The sequence below is a fragment of the Spongiivirga citrea genome (assembly GCF_010671565.1).
GTDB lineage: Bacteria > Bacteroidota > Bacteroidia > Flavobacteriales > Flavobacteriaceae > Spongiivirga > Spongiivirga citrea.
This window is the reverse complement of record NZ_JAABOQ010000008.1, coordinates 54,926-73,062: the sequence shown is the minus strand read 5'-3', so window position 1 is coordinate 73,062 and position 18,137 is coordinate 54,926. Positions and strand designations below refer to the sequence as shown.

The window sequence follows — 18,137 nt, the reverse complement described above, 5'->3', positions numbered from 1 at the left end:
GTCTTCAAAAAACATTCGGTTAGGAAGTGTTTGTTTTCGTTTATAGTTGTTTGTAAACGTTTGTAGTCGTTTAAAATTGATTAATTCACCTATATTGTGGGCAACTATATAACCAAATAATGAAACTGACTTTCCAAAAACTCCTACTCCTTGGCATACTAGCCGAACTGCTGATACTACTAGCCTGCTACCTCCTCCACACAGAACTAGAAGAAACCTTCCGCTACGCCGCTCGGTATTCTGGACGATTATCTGCTGCTCTGTTTTTATATTGCTTTTATCAATATGCATCGGCATTTCCTAAGCCATTAAAAGAAAATAACTCGTTAAGAAATAGCCTTACACTTTTTGCCGTGCTACATATTATTCATTTTGGATTTTTGGCGAATAATGTGTACTTAAATGACATTCCATTAGTGCCGGCAAAATTGGCTGGTGGGGCACTGGCCTATTTCATGATTGTGGTGGCGCCGTTTAAACTACACGCGCTTAAAATCCCATTTCAACTTGTCTACTTTTACTATGTTACATTAGTAATGAGTATGACCTATGTGGCTAGAATAAAAGGTGATTTTGAAGGTGCAGAACCATATTGGCTTCATTATTTAGTTTTAGGTACTTTTATTCTCTGCGCCATCCTATTCGCATTTTGGATGGGCAAATCGAAAAAACTAACTAAATGACCAATCAAATACCAAAAGAACTTCGCACCATTATTGATAACGAAGAAACTGATTTTATTACCAAGAGCCGCCGTAACCATCCTAGAAAAAAAGCAATCAGTTTACTTTTTTTTTCATTATTCTGGAATGGATTTATAAGCATTTTTGTTGTCGCATTTTTCGGCCCCTTACTTAAAAAGTTATTCAACAAACAATCTTCCAACGACATTAGTTTCAGTGATTTCTTTGATGTAATGCCTGCCTTAATAATCAGTCTATTTGTAATTGTTGGTATAGGGCTTCTTGTTTGGACCATTATGATGTTTTTTCAAAAAGGCGCTTTTTTTGTCGGTACACCAACTCGGTTTATCAAATTCAGAAAGGGTAAAGCAGAAATAAAAGACTGGGAACAGTTTTCTGGCAATATTAAAATAGACGGTAAAGGCATCTATGGAAATCTAGAATTTGAACTTCGAACTGGAAAAACAAAAAGTCGAGATAACGGTCCCGACAAATTTGTTCCCGATGTAATCGATATGGCGGGAATAAAAAACACTTATGACATAGGAAAAAAGTGTAGAAAACGAATTAAAGAAAACGATCCAACACCGGCTATAAAACTATGAGTTACGAACATTTAATGTACGCTCATTTAGTTACCGTACTACCTTGTGTACTCATTGGCGGCTTATTACTAATCATTAAAAAACGAACCTCAATTCACCGTTATTTTGGTCGAGTTTATATGATACTTATGCTTATCACTGCGGTTATTACCTTATTCATGCCCGCTGAAGTGGGTCCACAAATATTCAATCATTTTGGATGGATACACAGTTTTAGTTTTTTAACCCTTTACACCGTTCCTACTGCTTATACTGCTATTAGAAAAGGAAATGTAAAAAAGCATAAACGAAAGATGATACTGCTCTATTTTGGAGCAATTATTATTGCTGGTGGATTCACTTTAGTCCCTGGTCGGTATTTGCATCAGGTGTTGTTTGGATAAACTGTAAAGTTGAGATTTATTCAAAATACTGTAATTTAGAAGGTATGAAGGTTTTGGTGGAAACAGATCGGCTTATTCTTCGTGAACTCACCGATGATGATCTCGAAGGAATGTTTGTGCTTGATTCTGATCCTGTTGTGCATCACTTTCTAGGAAAAAGTCCCATTAAGGATAAGCTGGATGCGCAAAAATATATTGACAAAACCAGAGAACAATATGCAACATACGGCATAGGCCGTTGGGCTGCAATCGAGAAAGAAACGGGTGATTTTATCGGTTGGTCGGGCCTAAAAATGAATTTTGAAAACAAAATGAATGGCCATAGAAATTTTATAGATGTCGGCTATCGTTTTATTCCGAAGTACTGGGGCAAGGGCTACGCCACCGAATCTGGAAAAGCCGCTGTAGCATACGGATTTGAAACCATGAAATACAGCGCAATATATGGTATGGCAGAATTAGAGCATAAAGCTTCTAGAAAAGCCTTGGAAAAAATTGGATTGGTCCACGTTCAAGATTTTATGTACGAAGAAGAGAATATCCCCTTGGCCTGGTACCAAATAAAAAACAACTACAAATCATGAAAAAGACACTATGCATTACATTGCTTTTCCTGATTGGGATAAGCTGCAACGCTCAAAAAACACTTCAACTTAAAGAAGGTGAGGTATCTCCTAAAGCAACTTTAAATGAGGTTTCATGGATTACTGGGCATTGGAGATGTGAAGTTTTCGGTGGTATTGCTGAAGAGATTTGGAGTCCTCCATTAGGTAACAGCATGATGTTTAGTTTTAAGTTGGTGAATGACAATGCTATTTCCTTTTATGAGATAGGTCATATTCAGCAAAAAGGTGAAACACTTATCTTGCAGTTAAAACACTTTCATGGCGATTTAAAAGGCTGGGAGGTCAAAGACAAAACAGTCGATTTTAAATTGGTGAAAATGGATGAAAATAGCGTTTACTTTGAAGGATTGACTTTTGAAAAGGTAGATGAAAATGCCATTAATGTATATGTGATGGTAAGCAATGAGGATGGCAAAGCCGAAGAAGTAGCATTTGAATACAAGCGTTTTAAATAGTATGGAAAAAACCTGTCCTGAATGTAGTAATAAGATTATTGGCAGAATTGACAAGAAATTCTGCAGCGACTACTGTCGCAATGCCCACAATAATAAGATTAATAAAGACAGTAAAAACCTGATAAGAAACGTCAATAACCGACTTCGCAAAAACTGGCGCATTCTTGAGGAGCTAAATCCCGACGGAAAAACCAAAACCACAAAAACCAAACTGATTGGTAAGGGTTTCGATTTTAACTACTTTACAAGTATATACACTACTAAAAAAGGTACGATTTATTATTTCTGCTACGATCAAGGATATCTGCCCTTAGAGAATGATTATTACGCACTGGTAAAGCGGGATAGTTAAATTGACTTCAATAACAATACAATACTATCACTTGCTAGTACAAAAGGAACTTTAGGTGTAAAAAACTTTCAAAGCACATACCATTTATTCCGTTTCTTCTATATTTTTAGGTGTGTATAAATTGATATCTTATCACTTTATTTAAAAAGTAAACCAGTGCAATTCGCTTTGATTTTACAAATTAATCGAGTTTACATATGGTCAAACTAACCAAACATTTATTGCCTATATGATACTTTTAATAGTGGTTCTAGGGATTGGTATCCTGTTGTTACTAACGGCCAAATTCAAACTTAATGCCTTTCTTGCGTTTATCATTGTCTGTTTTTTTATAGGCATTTTTGGTGGTATTGAATTGAATGAAATCATCAACTCTATACAAACAGGCATTGGCAAAACACTTAGCTTCCTCACACTTATTCTAGGACTGGGCGCCATGCTAGGAAAACTGGTTGCTGATAGCGGAGCAGCTCAAAAAATCACTTCAAAACTTATTGAGCAGTTCGGTATTAAAAATATTCAATGGGCAGTAATGATTACTGGCTTTATAGTTGGTATTCCAATGTTCTATTCCGTTGGCTTCGTTATACTTATCCCGATTGTTTTTACGGTTGCCGCTGCTTCTGGTTTGCCTTTATTATATGTTGGCGTGCCTATGCTTGCTTCCTTATCTGTCACACATGGATTTTTGCCTCCGCATCCTGCTCCAACGGCCATTGCAGGCACTTTTGATGCTGATATTGGAAAAACCATTTTATACGGAATTTGTATTGCTATTCCGGCCATTATCGTAGCCGGCTTATTTTCAAGAACATTGAAACATATTAAAGCTTCGCCATTAGAAGAATTTTACAACGTAGAACCTATTGACGAAAGCCAAATACCGAGCACGCTAACATGCATTTTAACAGCTCTGTCACCAGTACTTCTAATTGGCCTTTCAGCCTTGTTAGTTTTATTAGTCCCTGAAGATTCTGCTAGCTTGCCATTTATATTATTTTTAGGTGATCCGGCTGTAGCGATGTTTCTTGCTGTTATGATTGCCATTTTTACTTTGGGAATCGCTAGAGGGAAAAAAATGAAAGAAATCTCGACATCATTAACACAAGGTGTTGCAAGTATTGCCATGATTTTATTAATTATATCAGGTGCAGGTGCATTAAAACAAGTATTAGATGATACGGGTGCCGATACTTATATTGGCGAATTATTGATGAATACTGGTTTATCACCATTATTTTTAGGTTGGCTTATTGCGACCTTAATTCGAGTTTGTGTAGGCTCAGCAACTATTGCTGGATTAACAGCAGCTGGAATTGTAGCTTCTATTGTTTCGCCAGAAAATGTAAATCCTGAATTAATGGTACTTGCAATAGGCGCAGGTAGTCTAATGTTTTCTCATGTAAACGATTCCGGGTTTTGGATGTTTAAAGAATACTTTGGACTGAGTATAAAACAAACTTTTAGAAGTTGGACGATTATGGAAACTATTGTTGGCACAATGGGATTAATCGGTGTTTTAGTTCTTGATCTTTTTATTTGATAATCTAATTTTCAACCTATGAGTGCAAAACCCTCAGAACGAATTAAAGAATTAGGACTTGTACTTCCGCCTGCACCAAGTCCAGCAGGAGTGTACAAACCATTGCTAGTCGTTGACGGTCTTTTATACATCTCAGGACATGGCCCCGTTAATCAAGATGGTACTTTGATGCAGGGAAGAGTCGGATTTGATACTGATATTGAACAAGGGGCCGTTGCTGCGCGACAAGTAGGCCTTGCAATGCTATCTTCCATTCAAACACATTTTGGAGATATCGATAACATAAAGCGAATCGTCAAAACTATGGGTATGGTGAATTGCACGCCAGATTTTGTAAGACACCCTTTAGTGATAAATGGTTTTAGCGAGCTGATGGCCGATATTTTTGGTCAAGAAAATGGGATTGGCGTGAGGAGCGCTGTTGGCATGATGCTACCCGATGGTATTCCCGTAGAAATTGAAGCAGTTTTTCAACTCCACTAAACAAACTAATAATGAAGCCTGACTGGTATCTTGTTAATGACACCGATGATTTGGTATCCCCTTCATTGCTGGTATATCCTGAAAGAATTCAAAGTAATATTGCATTAATGATTGCCATGGCGGGCGGTGTTGATTCACTTCGGCCCCATATAAAAACACATAAAATTGCCGAAATTATTCAGCTACAACAAGAAGCTGGCGTCTACAAGTTTAAATGCGCCACCATTGCAGAAGCCGAGCTTTTGGGAATGTGTAAAGCCAAGGATGTCTTATTGGCTATGCAACCGGTCGGTGCACAAATGGCGCGTTTTATTCAATTAATAAAAAAATATCCTGGCACCCAATTTTCAACCTTAGTCGATAATGAACTAACATTTCAAAAACTTTCCAGTCTTGCTCGAAAAGAACGATTTATTCTCCATCTATATATTGATATAAACAATGGTATGAACCGAACTGGAATTGCCATTGGAAATGAGGCTAAGCGGTTATTTTTAGCAATGCAGGATGATGAGAATATTCAAGTAAAAGGTCTTCATGTGTACGACGGTCATATTCGCGATATCGCTATTGAAGCACGTACGAAACGCTGTAATCAGGGTTTTGAGGCTGTTGATTCCTTTAGAAATAATTTGAAATCGGCCGGTATTAGCAATTGTGACATTGTGCTTGGCGGCTCACCTACATTTTCCATTCACTGTAAACGAGAAGATGTAGAAACCTCGCCTGGAACTACACTTTTATGGGATGCTGGTTATGCTAAATACAAAGATTTGTCTTTTTTACCCGCAGCAGTATTATTTACCAGAGTGATAAGTATGCCAACAGCACAAAACGTCTGTTTTGACCTAGGTCACAAGTCAGTGGCATCAGAAATGCCATTTCCCCGAGTTGAATTTCTTACGGAAGTAAACGGAAAACAGCTTAGTCAAAGCGAAGAACATTTGATTGTTGAGCATAAAGAAAATTCAATTCAAATTGGAGATGTCGCTTATGCATTACCCATTCATATTTGTCCGACAGTGGCTAAGTATCCTTCAGTTAAAGTAGTAGAAAAGAATAAAATAATTGGCTCTTGGAAGGTTGCCGCTCGAGATCATAAAATCAACATTTAGCTATGTTCATATTCGACGCACATTTAGATTTGGCAATGAATGCCTTAGAATGGAATCGGGATTTGACATGGCCCGTTGCCGACATTAGAGCTAGCGAGAAAGGGATGACTGATAAACCAGATCGGGCTAATAATACTGTTTCGTTACCTGCAATGCGGAAAGGAAATATCGGACTTTGCGTCGCTACTCAAATAGCGAGATATGTGAAAAAGAATAGTGAGCTTCCCGGGTGGAATTCTCCAAATCAAGCTTGGGCGCAAACTCAGGGGCAGCTTGCTTGGTATGAAGAAATGGAGCGTGTCGGCCAAATGGTAAAAATCACCAATTATACTGAACTGCAAGCCCATTTAAAATTATGGGAATCGCCAACTGACTCGACTCCGATCGGCTATATTTTAAGTTTAGAAGGTGCCGACTCCATCGTGACTATCGATCATTTAGAACGGTCTTTTGAACAAGGACTAAGAGCAATTGGCCCGGCACATTATGGCCCCGGTACTTATGCTTACGGTACCGATTCAGTAGGGCCTATTGGTATAAAAGGAAAGGCGCTTTTAAAAAAAATAGAAGCCCTTAATTTGATACTGGATGCTACGCATTTATGCGATCAGAGTTTTTGGGAAACAATGGATGTGTACAATGGTCCCGTTTGGGCAAGTCATAACAATTGTAGGGCTTTTGTAAATCATAACCGACAATATGCCGACGATCAAATAAAGGAACTTATACGAAGAGATGCCGTTATCGGTATCGCCTTGGATGCTTGGATGATGGTTCCGAATTGGATTCGGGGAGAATCAACCCCAGAAGACATGAATGTTACCCTAGATCAAATGATCGACAATATTGATCATATTTGCCAACTTTCAGGAAACAGTCTTCATGTTGGTATTGGTACTGATTTAGATGGTGCCTTTGGCAAGGAACAGTGTCCTAAAGATCTTGATACCATTGCCGATCTTCAAAAAGTGCCTAAAATGCTTGAAAAAAAGGGCTACGCTCATGATGACATTGAAAACATAATGTCTAAAAATTTTATTAGGTTTTTGGAGCGGGTTTGGAGTTAAGTCTGCGGGCTGTTACACTAAGATGCTCAAAGAAGCACAAAAGATCACTTAAACACCATTTTTGGCTTGATCACTGAACAACTCATTTAGAATTCAACAAAAACAACAAGCCGCGGACTGCCATTGCAAACTATAATTTATCCCGTTGTGGTTTGCTAGATGGGTAAATCAACATCTCCTTTTCCTTGATGTTATCAATCTTGAAGTATTTAGTCTTACCATCCTGTTGGTAGCTAACAACACATTGATCTTTCTCTAATTCAAATGGGATTTTTGACATCGCCTTAGGAGGCTTATTACCAACTTCATCTGCCGGATTTGCACTTGAGATAATATCTGGCTTTTTAATCTGAGGAAAGCTAGCTATATATTGATTATTTGTGCTTTTATACTTTGTCATATCCTGATACTCCAGCTTCGCTAAACGCCCTCTAAAATAAACACTATCAAGAGTTACATTCTTTACCGACTTATCTGGTAATACAAAATAGATATTGAGTCCGCTAGAACCAGGTTGCCCGCCCATATATTGTTGGCATGAAACATCCATTGTCATCGGTGCCGATTTTTCTAATTTATATCCTCCACATTGTGATGCACTAAAAAGTATAGCGAATATTCCTATTGATTTTGTAATGATAGCTGCGATCTTCATAATCCCTAATTTATAAAGTAAAGTTCAAAATTGATGCCAAAAAAAAAGAGGCTCTAAGTTAAGAGCCTCTAATGTACTAATATATTTTGTGTCTTACTTACCCGTTCAGCGCCTCGGCTCCACCAACGATTTCTAAAATCTCGTTTGTAATAGCCGCCTGACGTGCTTTGTTGTATGTAAGTTTTAACTGATCTCTTAATTCAGTCGCATTATCTGTTGCCTTGTGCATTGCTGTCATACGCGCACCGTGTTCAGACGCAAATGAATCACGAACGGCTTTGTATAATTGCGTTTTTAACGACTTTGGAATCAGCTGTTCAACGATTTCTGCTTTTGACGGCTCGAAGATATAATCGGCATTCGAAGTAGTTTCTCTCGACATAGGAACGATCGGTAAAAACTGCTCTGACTGTACAATCTGAGTAGCAGCATTTTTAAACTGATTGTAAATCAATACTACTTTATCAAATTCGCCTTCGTTAAACTTCTCCATGATCATTTCGGCAATACTTGCTACATTGTCAAAAGTAAGCTGATCATAAACATCACTTTTATTAGCAATTACTTGTCCTGTTTTTTCGAAGAAATCATTTGTTTTTTTACCTATAGCAAGTACAGAAACATCTTTACCAGCATAAGTCTCTTTCATAAGAGAGCTTGTTTGCTTAATGATGTTCGAATTGAACGCACCACATAATCCTCTATTAGAAGAAATAGCAACTAATAACACTTTGTTCACCTCGCGTTGCTCAGCAAATTTACTGCCGCTATCAGCATCAAGTGTAGCGCTAAGGCTCTGTAATAACTCAGTTAATTTATCAGCATATGGGCGCATTGCGGTAATTGCATCCTGCGCCTTTTTCAGCTTTGCTGCCGATACCATTTTCATGGCACTGGTAATCTGCATCGTTGATGATACTGATGATATTCTGTTTCTTATTTCCTTTAAGTTCGCCATTCTCTCAAGTTATGAGTTATGAGTTATGAGTGTTGAGTTAAGAGTTCTTGATTATCTTGACAAGAATTTTTATCAACTCTTCACATTCATTTTTCATATTTTCAGGTACTTTCCTTCCAGTAGCTTCCAAAATTTCTAACCAATACATGGTTTCATCAGCCTCCTTTAGTGCAATACCAAACTTATTCTTAAAATCCTTAATACTAACTCCGCGTTGTGCTTCTCTAGTATTTGCTCCAATGCTTGTTCCGCTTCTTAGTAATTGTGATGCCAATTCATAATCTTTATCGGCCTTTAACTCATCACAAAACTCAACTACTCTACAAGCAAACTCGAAACTCTTCTTTCTTATTGGACCATCTTCGTTATTCATTCAGTAAAAAATTAAACTCTGAACTCATAACTCTGAACTCCAAACTAAAAATTCTTAATTAAATTTAGCTGAAAGATCTTTACACACTGCTGTAAGCGTATCGGTAACTTCATCTGTAAGTTTACCTGCTTTAAGCGTGTCAAGAACTCCTCTATGCTTTGCATTTAAGAATTCGATAAAATCTCTTTCAAATTCTTTCACTTTATCTACAGGAACATCTTTAAGCAAGTTCTTAGAACCTGCGTAAATAATTGCCACCTGATCTTCTACCGTAAACGGATCGTTTTGAGCTTGCTTTAAGATCTCAACATTACGCTTACCTTTTTCAATTACATTCAACGTTGCTGCATCAAGGTCAGAACCGAACTTAGCGAATGCTTCTAATTCACGGAACTGTGCTTGATCTAGCTTTAATGTACCTGAAGTCTTTTTCATTGATTTAATCTGCGCGTTACCACCAACACGAGATACCGAAATACCTACGTTAATCGCTGGACGTACACCAGAGTTAAATAAGTCTCCATCTAAGAAGATTTGTCCATCGGTAATCGAAATTACGTTTGTTGGGATATATGCCGATACGTCACCTGCTTGTGTTTCAATAATTGGCAATGCAGTTAATGAACCACCACCTTTTACCATCGGTTTTAACGAATCAGGAAGATCGTTCATTTCTTTAGCAATAGCATCGTTATTAATGATCTTTGCGGAACGCTCTAATAATCTTGAGTGAAGATAGAAAACGTCACCTGGGTAAGCTTCACGTCCCGGTGGTCTTCTTAATAATAATGATACCTCACGATATGCAACAGCCTGTTTTGATAAATCATCAAATACAATCAACGCTGGTCTACCAGTATCTCTAAAATACTCACCAATAGATGCTCCAGTCATTGGTGCATATACTTGCATTGCAGCAGGATCTGATGCATTTGCAGCAACTATTGTTGTGTATGCCAATGCGCCTTTTTCTTCTAACGTTTTAGCAATGTTTGCTACAGTTGAAGCTTTTTGTCCAACGGCAACATATATACAATATACAGGCTCACCTGCATCGTAAAATTCTTTTTGATTTAAGATCGCATCAATACAAACAGTTGTTTTACCAGTTTGACGGTCACCAATTACTAACTCACGTTGTCCTCTACCAACCGGAATCATCGCATCAATTGCTTTAATTCCTGTTTGTAATGGCTCTGTTACCGGTTCTCTGTAGATTACACCAGGTGCTTTACGCTCAAGCGGCATCTCAAAGGTTTCACCAGCGATAGGTCCTTTTCCATCAATTGGGTTTCCTAAAGTATTTACTACACGTCCTACAATACCTTCACCTACATTTACAGATGCGATACGAGCAGTACGTTTTACAGTAGATCCTTCTTTTACTCCAACAGATCGACCTAGTAATACGATACCTACATTATCTTCTTCCAAGTTAAGTACGATTCCTTCAGCTCCTCCGTCGAATTCAACTAATTCTCCGTATTGAGCGTTGGCTAATCCGTAAGCACGTACAATACCATCACCTACAGTTAATACTGTTCCAACTTCATCTAAAGAAGCGCTTGCTTCAAAACCTGATAGTTGTTTCTTTAAGATCGCTGATACTTCAGCTGGTTTAACTTCTGCCATTTTTATTGATATATAACTTAGTCCGGTTGCCCTTTCTAAGATTTTTAACTTATACTAAATTCTCTTTTTAATTTACTTAGCTGATTAGCGATACTTGCATTATACTGCATATCACCAACTCTTAGGATAAAACCCCCTAAAATTGTTTCATCAACTATATTTTCTAAGGCTACTTCTTTGCCCGTAAGCTCTTTTACTTTTGCCGACACCTTTTTTTCAAGATCTGCGGTCAAAGGAACAGCAGTGGTAACTCTTGCAACCTCATTTCCTTTCATAGTATCGAAAAGAAATACATATTTATGCGCTACATCTTCTAGCAAATCAATTCGCTTGTTTGCAACTAATACATCAAAAATTCCGTGCGTATGCGCACTCGCTTTCGGGAAGATTTCTTTTAAAGAAGCGTTTTTCACACTGCTTTTAACTACTGGGCTTTGTAAAAAAATAGCTAGCTCCTTACTATCATTAATTGCTTGAGCGATCTCCAGCATGTCATTATTAACAGCCTCATCTGCTTGGTTATCTTTTGCAAGATTCAACAAGGCTTTAGCGTATCGTATTGCTGCTCTGCTTCCTGCCATAGTAGCTTAGTTTAAGGTTGTTTCGCTTAATAGTTTATCAACCAATGCAGCTTGTTTACCTTTATCAGCTAATTCACCTTTAACTACTTTTTCAGCTATTTCTACTGAAAGGTCAGCAACCTGCTTCTTCAAGTCTGCAACAGCTGCATTACGCTCGCTTTCTATTGCCGCTTTTGCTTGCTCCATAATTTTCGCTGCTTCGGCTTGCGCCTCCGTTTTTGCTTCATCGATCATTTTCACCTTCACTTCACGTGCATCTTTTATCATTGATTCGCGTTCAGCACGCGCCTCTTTTAAAAGATTTTCGTTATCAGCCTGAAGGTTTTGCATTTCTTTCTTAGCCTCCTCAGCAGAAGCCAATGCATCTTTGATAGATTGTTCTCTATCGCTAACGGCTCCAAGAATTGGTTTCCAAGCTAATTTTCTAAGTAGTAATAACAAGAAAATAAATGTAAGTGCTGTCCAAAAAACTAATCCGAACCCTGGTTTTACTAACTCCATTCTTTAATCTTTTTTAAAATAATCTAATTTTATAGTAACCTTTTAAAGGAATAAAAATACAGAAGTAACCAACCGTTACTTCTGTATTTAATTACTTAGGCATTAGGAGCTGCTTGTAATAAAGCAACAACCACACCGAATAACGCTACCGCTTCAACGAAAGCTGCAAGAATAAGCGCAGAAGATTGGATCTTTCCGTGCATTTCTGGCTGACGAGCCATAGCTTCCATAGCTCTTCCTCCGATGTTACCAATACCAACTCCAGCTCCAATAGCTGCTAAACCAGCACCAATAGCTGCGATTCCATAAATAACCATACTATAAAATTTAAATTAATGATGTTCTTCTTCAGTTGCCATACCAAAATAAAGGGCTGACAAAATTGTAAAAATATATGCTTGAATTGCCGTTACGACAATTTCAATTACTGTTATGAATAATGAGAATGCGACAGAAATTGGCGCAACCGCAATTGTTTCAAAAATGAAAATTAGGGACATTAATGCCAATATAATAATATGTCCTGCCGTAATATTTGCGAACAAACGTATCATTAATGAGATTGGCTTTGTGAATATTCCAATAAGTTCAATCGGCATTAAAAATATCTTCATTGGCACAGGTACACCTGGCATCCAGAAAATGTGTTTCCAATAATTTTTATTACCACTAACGGTCGTAATAATGAAAGTGAATAATGCTAATGTAAATGTAAAAGCAATGTTCCCACTTAAGTTAGCTCCGTTTAATATTGGAATAAGACCGAAGATATTATTGATCCATATAAAGAAGAATATGGTTAATAAATACGGCATGTATTTTTTATACTTATGCTCACCAATCATTGGTCGTGCAATCTCATCCCGAACAAAAACAATTAAAGGCTCGACAAAACTAGCGATTCCTGTTGGCACATTATTCTCTGATTTCTTATATACTCTTGCTGCTGATGAAAATATTAGTAGCAATACAAGTACCGAAACCCACATCATAAAAACGTTTCTAGTAACAGAAATATCTAATGGTAACGTAGCGTTAGTAGGATGATGTTTTGCATCGAAAGAAACCGACGTTGCACCAGATTCAAGTTGGTAAATTTTTTCGTGAAGTTTTACGAACTTTCCACCATTTGCTTCAACAACAACTTTACCTTCATCGTCATGATGAAATTTATTTGACATGAATGTGGTCAAACCATTGTCAGTCCATAAAATTATCGGAAGTGGAAGAGAATACGATTTATCCTTATAGTCAAAAAAATGAAATTCGTGAGCATCCTTTACGTGATGCATAATCATCTCATTCGGATCAAATTTTTTATCTGATTTTGCATCATCTTTATCAATAGCAAAACCGGCAATGGGCAGTGCAAGTAAAAGTCCTAAAAAAACTGCCTTAAAAGTACTTATTCGCATTCGTTCGTCAGATTAAAAATACCGCTCTCAAAATTCGGTGCAAATGTACACACATTATATTAATTGACAAACAATAATTAAAAGGATTATTCAGCCGTTAAAAACTGATTAATGCTGTATACTTCAAATGCCAAAAAAACGAAGTAGGGAATGAAAAAATTGACAGCGTCACCAACCTTGTTAGGAGCGTCAGAAAGAAACAAGGGAAGTAGAAAAACTATCACCAAAATCATCTTTAAAATCATTAATAAAATAAATGGATTAAAGACTTCCGTTTTCCCGTTTGAAAATCGGAAATTAATTATGGAGTATACGATTAAGACCGATATTGTATGGAACATATAAACATTCCACAAAGGAATTATAAATTCCCGTTCTGGCATTAGCGAACTCAATAAATATATATGAAGCAAGTAAATAATTGCAGCACCGATTACTAACTGCAACATAAAAAGCAATTGACGCTTTTTAAAAGACTCATTCATGGCGTTTAGCTATTAGACATCTTTATAATTCGTCTTACAACAAAGTACATCGAAATTAAGACTGCAAATAACGAACAAATTACAGTATAAATAGAATGCTTGTTTGGAAATTTTTCGTCTAGAAACACACCCAAATAGGTGCCACCACCAATAATCGCTACCATTTGAAAAGCGAGGCCAGAATAAACAGCATAAGCACTTGTCGACTTAGATTTTCGCCGTGATTTGTTTTTCTTGGGTGGTGCTGGCTGTTGCTGAGGCTCCATTATTATTTTGTGTGGTGTTTTTAAATGAAGAACCTTTCATGCTGCACGATGCGTTAAAAGTAGCTCCTGGCTCGACAGCCAATTTACCAGCGATGACATCTCCTTGAATATTTGCACTTGATTTAAGAGCTAATGTATCAGCAACCGCTAATTCTCCAGAAAATTTACCTTCGATATCAGCATTTTGACATTGCACTTTTCCATTAATACTACCAGTGCGGCCAATAACCACTTTGCCTGAAGTTTTTACATTTCCTTCTAAGGCGCCATCAATTCTAAAATCGGCATCGGAAGTGATGTCTCCGGTTATACTTGTGCCTTTTCCAATTCGGTTAGGTTGTCCTGCTGTATCTACGACTTGTCGTCCTTTCTTATTTTCTGAAAACATTGGTGTTGGGATTTAGGGATTATCGGTTTTTTGATTTCTTAAATACGTTTCTAAATTTTTATGGATCTGCAAAATCTCATAGTTCTCTGTTAAAATTACGAAATTTTCATGATCAATTTTGTAATTCTTATTCTTTAACATGATGTCAGCAAAGCCTTTCGCGGCATTTGCAGTACTAAATCCGTGTACTACAACGAATAATTTTGTCGGATCGTATACGTCTTTCGATACTTTTAGAAAACGCAGATCTTTACGTTTCATCACAGCCTTAATAGAATCTACAGCTGGGTTAAAGGCAGCTGTGTCTAATTTTTGGTAATTATACACCAACTTAAAGCTCCTTCCGCCTTCTTCACTTTTAAAATTCTTATTTTTTTCAAAACGTGGCAGTGTGTTGTCAATAATGTTCTGTGCTTCTTTTCCTTCAGATTTATTCGGATAATTTAAAGCGACAAAATTCAGTCCCTTCTTATATGTTTCAAATCCATTTAATTTACCATCAGCAGTTGCCTTTAGCATTTCAAATTTGGGGACTATTTCGTCACCATTAAAAAGATCGATATATTTTTTACTTTTTAAAATGACCTCTTCGTAATTCTGCGCTTCGTAATTGCGATACAGTTGGCTGTAGAGTTGTTCTGGGCTATTCCCATCGCTAGAAACCATCTGTTGCGGATTCCTGATTATGGCTGCATAACGGGAATTAGGATGGTTGCTTAAAATGTCATTTTTGTATTGTTCGGCTAAAGGTGAATTAAGTAACTCATACACCTTTATCAAATAATATTTTGTCGGAATAATCAATTTATCCTCAGGCTTATTCGCAAGTACTTTTTCTAATTTTTCAGCGGAAAGTTCATATTCTCTAAACTTCTCCTTGTATATAAGTCCTAGTTGATAGTTGGCAAAATTGCTCCCATTAAATATGCTATCTATTGCTTTAGGATCTACTGGAATTTTAGCTAAATAGAACTTAGGATCATACTTTTCCTGATCGGTAATGACTTCTTCTTCCGCAACAGCGAGATTCTCTATATCATTATTAGATCCCACCGAAGCTTTGCTCGACAGTCGCCAGTTGTCTTCTAACTTACGATCACCCCAAATACGTCTAAACTCATTTTTACCATAAGCTGTTATGGTCGTATTATAAAAGTAGAATTGAGTACTCGCATTTTGACCGCTCCCTGTTAAATTAGAAAGTGCCGCTCCTGCTTCTCCTCTGGCTGCTCTTTCTTCAGCTTGTTTTAAAGCTTCAGCATCTGCTTTTAGCCCTTCTATATACTTATTTACATAAGCCTCCTGTTCTTGTTCAGTCATATTTACCAAGGTCAGGATACTATCACTTTCCTTAACTATAGTTTCGTACTTAATAACATCTTGTAGGTTATCTCGTTTGCGTTTTATCGTTCGGAACTTTTTAGTGCTTTCGACCAAATTCAATAAGGTACTATCGTAATAGGCCCCAGCATCGATGTATGCGCGATCATCAAAGTTAATAGTCCCTAGATCTTCGTAGTTCATTGCTAGAAGAATCTTATCGTTATTCGTTTTCCTGATAGACTTATTCAAGTAATCAACTCCACCTTCAATTGAATCCGTCTTTAGATAAAACTCCGCTATTTGTCGGTATATCTTATCGAGATACGGTCGGTTTTCACGGCTTTCTTCCATTCGGGTAAGAAATTCACGTAGCTCTACCAAATCAGCTTCTTTTAAATCGACATTACGAACCTTTTGTAAATAAGCATTGATCAAATAGTTTCTTGGAATTTTTCTATTTAAATCAATTACACGGCCGAATGCCATATTCGCGGTGTCCTTATGGCCTAGCTCATTATATAATTGGCCTACAATGAAATTATATCGGCCTTTCTCTTCATTAATTTCGGTTAAGTTGGCTGCAAGTTTTAACGCTTGAACTGCACTGTCCTTATATTGTAAATTCACATAAGCTTCCGCTTGCGCAGCCTTACCATTTGCATATACTTGATTACTAAGATTTCCCGATTTAAAAAGTAGTTTCAAGTTTTCGATTGCTAGTTCGTGATAGCCAAGTCGCATATTGGTTTTTTCTCTCCAAACACGAGCTATGGGGAAATTATCACTTTCAGGATATTTATAAAGAATATAGTTGAAAGCCTCTAATGCAGGCACAAAGCGCTGATCGAAATATCTAGCCTTACCCAGTAACATATATGCATCGTCAATTTGCTTATTGCGTTGACGACCATTGATATTCATATTGTGTTTCTGAATAGCCTTTACTGCCTTTTCCTCGGCTCGAACAAAATTCGGATTGTTGTCTTCACTTTCAAGCTTTACCTCATCCTTTACTTCCATGCGTTCTACCGGAAGTAAATCCCAAAAATTTTCTTGGTATTGGGCAGCTAAAGTCGCTCGTCCTTCTGTTAGTGCATTGGTACCATTAAACAGCACATTATACTTGGTATTTACACTATGAAAACTTCGGTTCAGAAATTTGTCTTTCTTAGTTGAACAGCTATTCAACCCCAAAACGAAAACAATAGTAAGTAAGCAATATGTAGATATCCTATTCAAGGGCCAGTAATTACAGTATTTGATTAACTAAAATAGCAGTGATTTAGTATCTAAAACACTATAAAATTTTAACTAATGGCTAAAAATAAGATAGATTTTGGGAACTAGCGTGTGAAATTCTAAAAAAACAAAATTCCGATTTTTTCACAATTGTCAGATCGAGTGGTTTTCGACCGAAGTATGAGGACGAAAATTGTATCGAGATCCGATTTGTTAGCAATAAGCATCTCGATACAATTTTCATTTTCTCCCGAGTTCTCGGGATCAAATAAAAATCACTCGATGTGACATTTCTCTTTTGTCGCTCAAATCAAACCGTAAAAAACGCCTCTAACTCCTTTAGAGTCTCAGGTGTAGTTTTAATATCTTTTACCATTTCGCCTTTATTCAACACCACGATGCGCTCGCATACATCAGTAACATGCATTAAGTCATGACTAGATACTAAAACAGTAACATCTTTGTCAGCAGCAAGATCTTTTATAATACCTTTTAATCGTATTTGAGTAGTGGGATCTAAATTCGCAAACGGCTCATCTAAAATCACTACTTCAGGATTGCCTATAAACGAGGCAACAATGCCAACTTTTTTCTGATTTCCCTTTGACAAATCTCGTAGGTATTTCTTCTGTCCCAAAATTTCTCCATGGAAAAAATCATAAAAATTAGATAATAATGAATCAACGTCAGCTTTATTTTGATTTCTGATATCGCCGATAAAATAGAAATACTCTTCGGGAGTAAGATAACCCACCAAAAAGCTTTCATCGATGAAGGATGAAGTAAAGGGTTTCCAATCCTCACTTTCATCAACTCTAATTTCGTTGCTGGTAATATGCCCCGCAGTTGGCTTTATCAAATCTAAAAGCAAACTGAATAATGTCGTTTTTCCAGCTCCATTATTTCCTACAAGACCAAAACTTTCGCCCTTATTAATTGTAAGTGAATCGATATCTAAAACGGTTTTGCTTCCGTATGCTTTTTTTATGTTGTTTACTTGTATCATAGT

At 37.1% G+C, this 18,137-nt stretch carries 23 protein-coding genes; 10 read left to right on the top strand and 13 right to left on the bottom strand.

Features of this window, described 5'->3' with window-relative positions; translation table 11 throughout:
• The first annotated feature begins 119 nt into the window (after positions 1-119).
• From GWK10_RS17205 to GWK10_RS17160, 10 genes are all read left to right on the top strand, one after another.
• Complete coding sequence (locus tag GWK10_RS17205) at positions 120-683, top strand: hypothetical protein (RefSeq protein ID WP_164033639.1); 564 nt, start codon at positions 120-122, stop codon at positions 681-683.
• Positions 680-1,288, top strand: a complete 609-nt coding sequence (locus GWK10_RS17200) for a hypothetical protein (RefSeq protein WP_164033638.1) — start codon at positions 680-682, stop codon at positions 1,286-1,288. Before GWK10_RS17205 ends, GWK10_RS17200 begins: the two co-directional genes overlap by 4 nt.
• A complete protein-coding gene (locus tag GWK10_RS17195; protein ID WP_164033637.1) occupies positions 1,285-1,671 on the top strand; it encodes a DUF2306 domain-containing protein in 387 nt (128 codons plus the stop codon). The genes GWK10_RS17200 and GWK10_RS17195 overlap by 4 nt, the downstream gene beginning before the upstream one ends.
• Before the next feature lie 44 nt (positions 1,672-1,715).
• Entirely contained in the window at positions 1,716-2,255 is a 540-nt protein-coding gene (locus GWK10_RS17190; protein WP_164033636.1) for a GNAT family N-acetyltransferase, read from the top strand.
• Positions 2,252-2,752: a DUF6265 family protein gene (locus GWK10_RS17185; protein WP_164033635.1), complete on the top strand. Its 501-nt coding sequence runs from the start codon at positions 2,252-2,254 to the stop codon at positions 2,750-2,752. Before GWK10_RS17190 ends, GWK10_RS17185 begins: the two co-directional genes overlap by 4 nt.
• Before the next feature lies 1 nt (position 2,753).
• Positions 2,754-3,104, top strand: coding sequence for a hypothetical protein (locus GWK10_RS17180; protein WP_164033634.1), 351 nt, complete (start codon positions 2,754-2,756; stop codon positions 3,102-3,104).
• Between the two features lie 229 nt (positions 3,105-3,333).
• Positions 3,334-4,647, top strand: coding sequence for a gluconate:H+ symporter (locus GWK10_RS17175; RefSeq protein WP_164033633.1), 1,314 nt, complete (start codon positions 3,334-3,336; stop codon positions 4,645-4,647).
• An 18-nt stretch (positions 4,648-4,665) separates the two neighbouring features.
• On the top strand, positions 4,666-5,130 hold the full coding sequence (locus GWK10_RS17170; RefSeq protein ID WP_164033632.1) for a RidA family protein: 465 nt from the start codon (positions 4,666-4,668) through the stop codon (positions 5,128-5,130).
• Between the two features lie 11 nt (positions 5,131-5,141).
• Positions 5,142-6,245 (top strand): D-TA family PLP-dependent enzyme, encoded by a 1,104-nt coding sequence (locus GWK10_RS17165; RefSeq protein WP_164033631.1) that lies wholly within the window; start codon positions 5,142-5,144, stop codon positions 6,243-6,245.
• Positions 6,246-6,247: 2 nt separating this feature from the next.
• Positions 6,248-7,312, top strand: a complete 1,065-nt coding sequence (locus GWK10_RS17160) for a dipeptidase (RefSeq protein ID WP_164033630.1) — start codon at positions 6,248-6,250, stop codon at positions 7,310-7,312.
• A gap of 130 nt (positions 7,313-7,442) precedes the next feature.
• On the opposite strand, the gene GWK10_RS17155 is transcribed toward GWK10_RS17160, so the two are convergent.
• The 13 genes from GWK10_RS17155 to GWK10_RS17095 all read right to left on the bottom strand — a co-directional run bounded on the left by GWK10_RS17155 (position 7,443) and on the right by GWK10_RS17095 (position 18,134).
• The gene (locus GWK10_RS17155; protein ID WP_164033629.1) at positions 7,443-7,967 is read right to left on the bottom strand and encodes a hypothetical protein; all 525 of its coding nucleotides are present in this window, start codon (positions 7,965-7,967) and stop codon (positions 7,443-7,445) included.
• A gap of 97 nt (positions 7,968-8,064) precedes the next feature.
• Positions 8,065-8,925 (bottom strand): ATP synthase F1 subunit gamma, encoded by an 861-nt coding sequence (gene atpG, locus GWK10_RS17150; protein WP_164033628.1) that lies wholly within the window; start codon positions 8,923-8,925, stop codon positions 8,065-8,067.
• A 37-nt stretch (positions 8,926-8,962) separates the two neighbouring features.
• Complete coding sequence (locus GWK10_RS17145; RefSeq protein ID WP_164033627.1) at positions 8,963-9,298, bottom strand: four helix bundle protein; 336 nt, start codon at positions 9,296-9,298, stop codon at positions 8,963-8,965.
• A gap of 54 nt (positions 9,299-9,352) precedes the next feature.
• Positions 9,353-10,930: a F0F1 ATP synthase subunit alpha gene (gene atpA / locus GWK10_RS17140; protein ID WP_164033626.1), complete on the bottom strand. Its 1,578-nt coding sequence runs from the start codon at positions 10,928-10,930 to the stop codon at positions 9,353-9,355.
• A gap of 44 nt (positions 10,931-10,974) precedes the next feature.
• A complete protein-coding gene (gene atpH / locus GWK10_RS17135; RefSeq protein ID WP_164033625.1) occupies positions 10,975-11,511 on the bottom strand; it encodes an ATP synthase F1 subunit delta in 537 nt (178 codons plus the stop codon).
• A gap of 6 nt (positions 11,512-11,517) precedes the next feature.
• Positions 11,518-12,012 carry a F0F1 ATP synthase subunit B gene (locus GWK10_RS17130; RefSeq protein WP_164033624.1) on the bottom strand — a complete coding sequence of 165 codons (495 nt, stop codon included), beginning with the start codon at positions 12,010-12,012 and terminating at the stop codon, positions 11,518-11,520.
• A gap of 95 nt (positions 12,013-12,107) precedes the next feature.
• Positions 12,108-12,329 carry an ATP synthase F0 subunit C gene (gene atpE, locus GWK10_RS17125; RefSeq protein WP_164033623.1) on the bottom strand — a complete coding sequence of 74 codons (222 nt, stop codon included), beginning with the start codon at positions 12,327-12,329 and terminating at the stop codon, positions 12,108-12,110.
• 15 nt (positions 12,330-12,344) lie between these two features.
• The gene (atpB, locus tag GWK10_RS17120; protein WP_204263167.1) at positions 12,345-13,427 is read right to left on the bottom strand and encodes a F0F1 ATP synthase subunit A; all 1,083 of its coding nucleotides are present in this window, start codon (positions 13,425-13,427) and stop codon (positions 12,345-12,347) included.
• Between the two features lie 86 nt (positions 13,428-13,513).
• On the bottom strand, positions 13,514-13,912 hold the full coding sequence (locus GWK10_RS17115; protein ID WP_164033622.1) for a hypothetical protein: 399 nt from the start codon (positions 13,910-13,912) through the stop codon (positions 13,514-13,516).
• 5 nt (positions 13,913-13,917) lie between these two features.
• Entirely contained in the window at positions 13,918-14,178 is a 261-nt protein-coding gene (locus GWK10_RS18590; RefSeq protein WP_164033621.1) for an AtpZ/AtpI family protein, read from the bottom strand.
• Positions 14,120-14,566: a bactofilin family protein gene (locus tag GWK10_RS17105; protein WP_164033620.1), complete on the bottom strand. Its 447-nt coding sequence runs from the start codon at positions 14,564-14,566 to the stop codon at positions 14,120-14,122. Before GWK10_RS17105 ends, GWK10_RS18590 begins: the two co-directional genes overlap by 59 nt.
• Positions 14,567-14,578: 12 nt before the next feature.
• A complete protein-coding gene (porW, locus tag GWK10_RS17100) occupies positions 14,579-17,128 on the bottom strand; it encodes a type IX secretion system periplasmic lipoprotein PorW/SprE (RefSeq protein ID WP_204263166.1) in 2,550 nt (849 codons plus the stop codon).
• Positions 17,129-17,438: 310 nt separating this feature from the next.
• Complete coding sequence (locus GWK10_RS17095; protein ID WP_164033619.1) at positions 17,439-18,134, bottom strand: ABC transporter ATP-binding protein; 696 nt, start codon at positions 18,132-18,134, stop codon at positions 17,439-17,441.
• Positions 18,135-18,137: the final 3 nt, after the last annotated feature.

Coding starts and splice junctions, on each gene's coding strand:
- GWK10_RS17145 (WP_164033627.1), bottom strand. CDS start 9,298: ATGAATAACGAAGATGGTCCAATAAGAAAGAAGAGTTTCGAGTTTGCT.
- atpG (WP_164033628.1), bottom strand. CDS start 8,925: ATGGCGAACTTAAAGGAAATAAGAAACAGAATATCATCAGTATCATCA.
- GWK10_RS17180 (WP_164033634.1), top strand. CDS start 2,754: ATGGAAAAAACCTGTCCTGAATGTAGTAATAAGATTATTGGCAGAATT.
- atpE (WP_164033623.1), bottom strand. CDS start 12,329: ATGGTTATTTATGGAATCGCAGCTATTGGTGCTGGTTTAGCAGCTATT.
- GWK10_RS17195 (WP_164033637.1), top strand. CDS start 1,285: ATGAGTTACGAACATTTAATGTACGCTCATTTAGTTACCGTACTACCT.
- GWK10_RS18590 (WP_164033621.1), bottom strand. CDS start 14,178: ATGGAGCCTCAGCAACAGCCAGCACCACCCAAGAAAAACAAATCACGG.
- GWK10_RS17095 (WP_164033619.1), bottom strand. CDS start 18,134: ATGATACAAGTAAACAACATAAAAAAAGCATACGGAAGCAAAACCGTT.
- GWK10_RS17165 (WP_164033631.1), top strand. CDS start 5,142: ATGAAGCCTGACTGGTATCTTGTTAATGACACCGATGATTTGGTATCC.
- GWK10_RS17130 (WP_164033624.1), bottom strand. CDS start 12,012: ATGGAGTTAGTAAAACCAGGGTTCGGATTAGTTTTTTGGACAGCACTT.
- GWK10_RS17105 (WP_164033620.1), bottom strand. CDS start 14,566: ATGTTTTCAGAAAATAAGAAAGGACGACAAGTCGTAGATACAGCAGGA.
- GWK10_RS17170 (WP_164033632.1), top strand. CDS start 4,666: ATGAGTGCAAAACCCTCAGAACGAATTAAAGAATTAGGACTTGTACTT.
- GWK10_RS17115 (WP_164033622.1), bottom strand. CDS start 13,912: ATGAATGAGTCTTTTAAAAAGCGTCAATTGCTTTTTATGTTGCAGTTA.
- GWK10_RS17185 (WP_164033635.1), top strand. CDS start 2,252: ATGAAAAAGACACTATGCATTACATTGCTTTTCCTGATTGGGATAAGC.
- GWK10_RS17190 (WP_164033636.1), top strand. CDS start 1,716: ATGAAGGTTTTGGTGGAAACAGATCGGCTTATTCTTCGTGAACTCACC.
- GWK10_RS17205 (WP_164033639.1), top strand. CDS start 120: ATGAAACTGACTTTCCAAAAACTCCTACTCCTTGGCATACTAGCCGAA.
- GWK10_RS17160 (WP_164033630.1), top strand. CDS start 6,248: ATGTTCATATTCGACGCACATTTAGATTTGGCAATGAATGCCTTAGAA.
- GWK10_RS17175 (WP_164033633.1), top strand. CDS start 3,334: ATGATACTTTTAATAGTGGTTCTAGGGATTGGTATCCTGTTGTTACTA.
- GWK10_RS17200 (WP_164033638.1), top strand. CDS start 680: ATGACCAATCAAATACCAAAAGAACTTCGCACCATTATTGATAACGAA.
- atpA (WP_164033626.1), bottom strand. CDS start 10,930: ATGGCAGAAGTTAAACCAGCTGAAGTATCAGCGATCTTAAAGAAACAA.
- GWK10_RS17155 (WP_164033629.1), bottom strand. CDS start 7,967: ATGAAGATCGCAGCTATCATTACAAAATCAATAGGAATATTCGCTATA.
- atpH (WP_164033625.1), bottom strand. CDS start 11,511: ATGGCAGGAAGCAGAGCAGCAATACGATACGCTAAAGCCTTGTTGAAT.
- atpB (WP_204263167.1), bottom strand. CDS start 13,427: ATGCGAATAAGTACTTTTAAGGCAGTTTTTTTAGGACTTTTACTTGCA.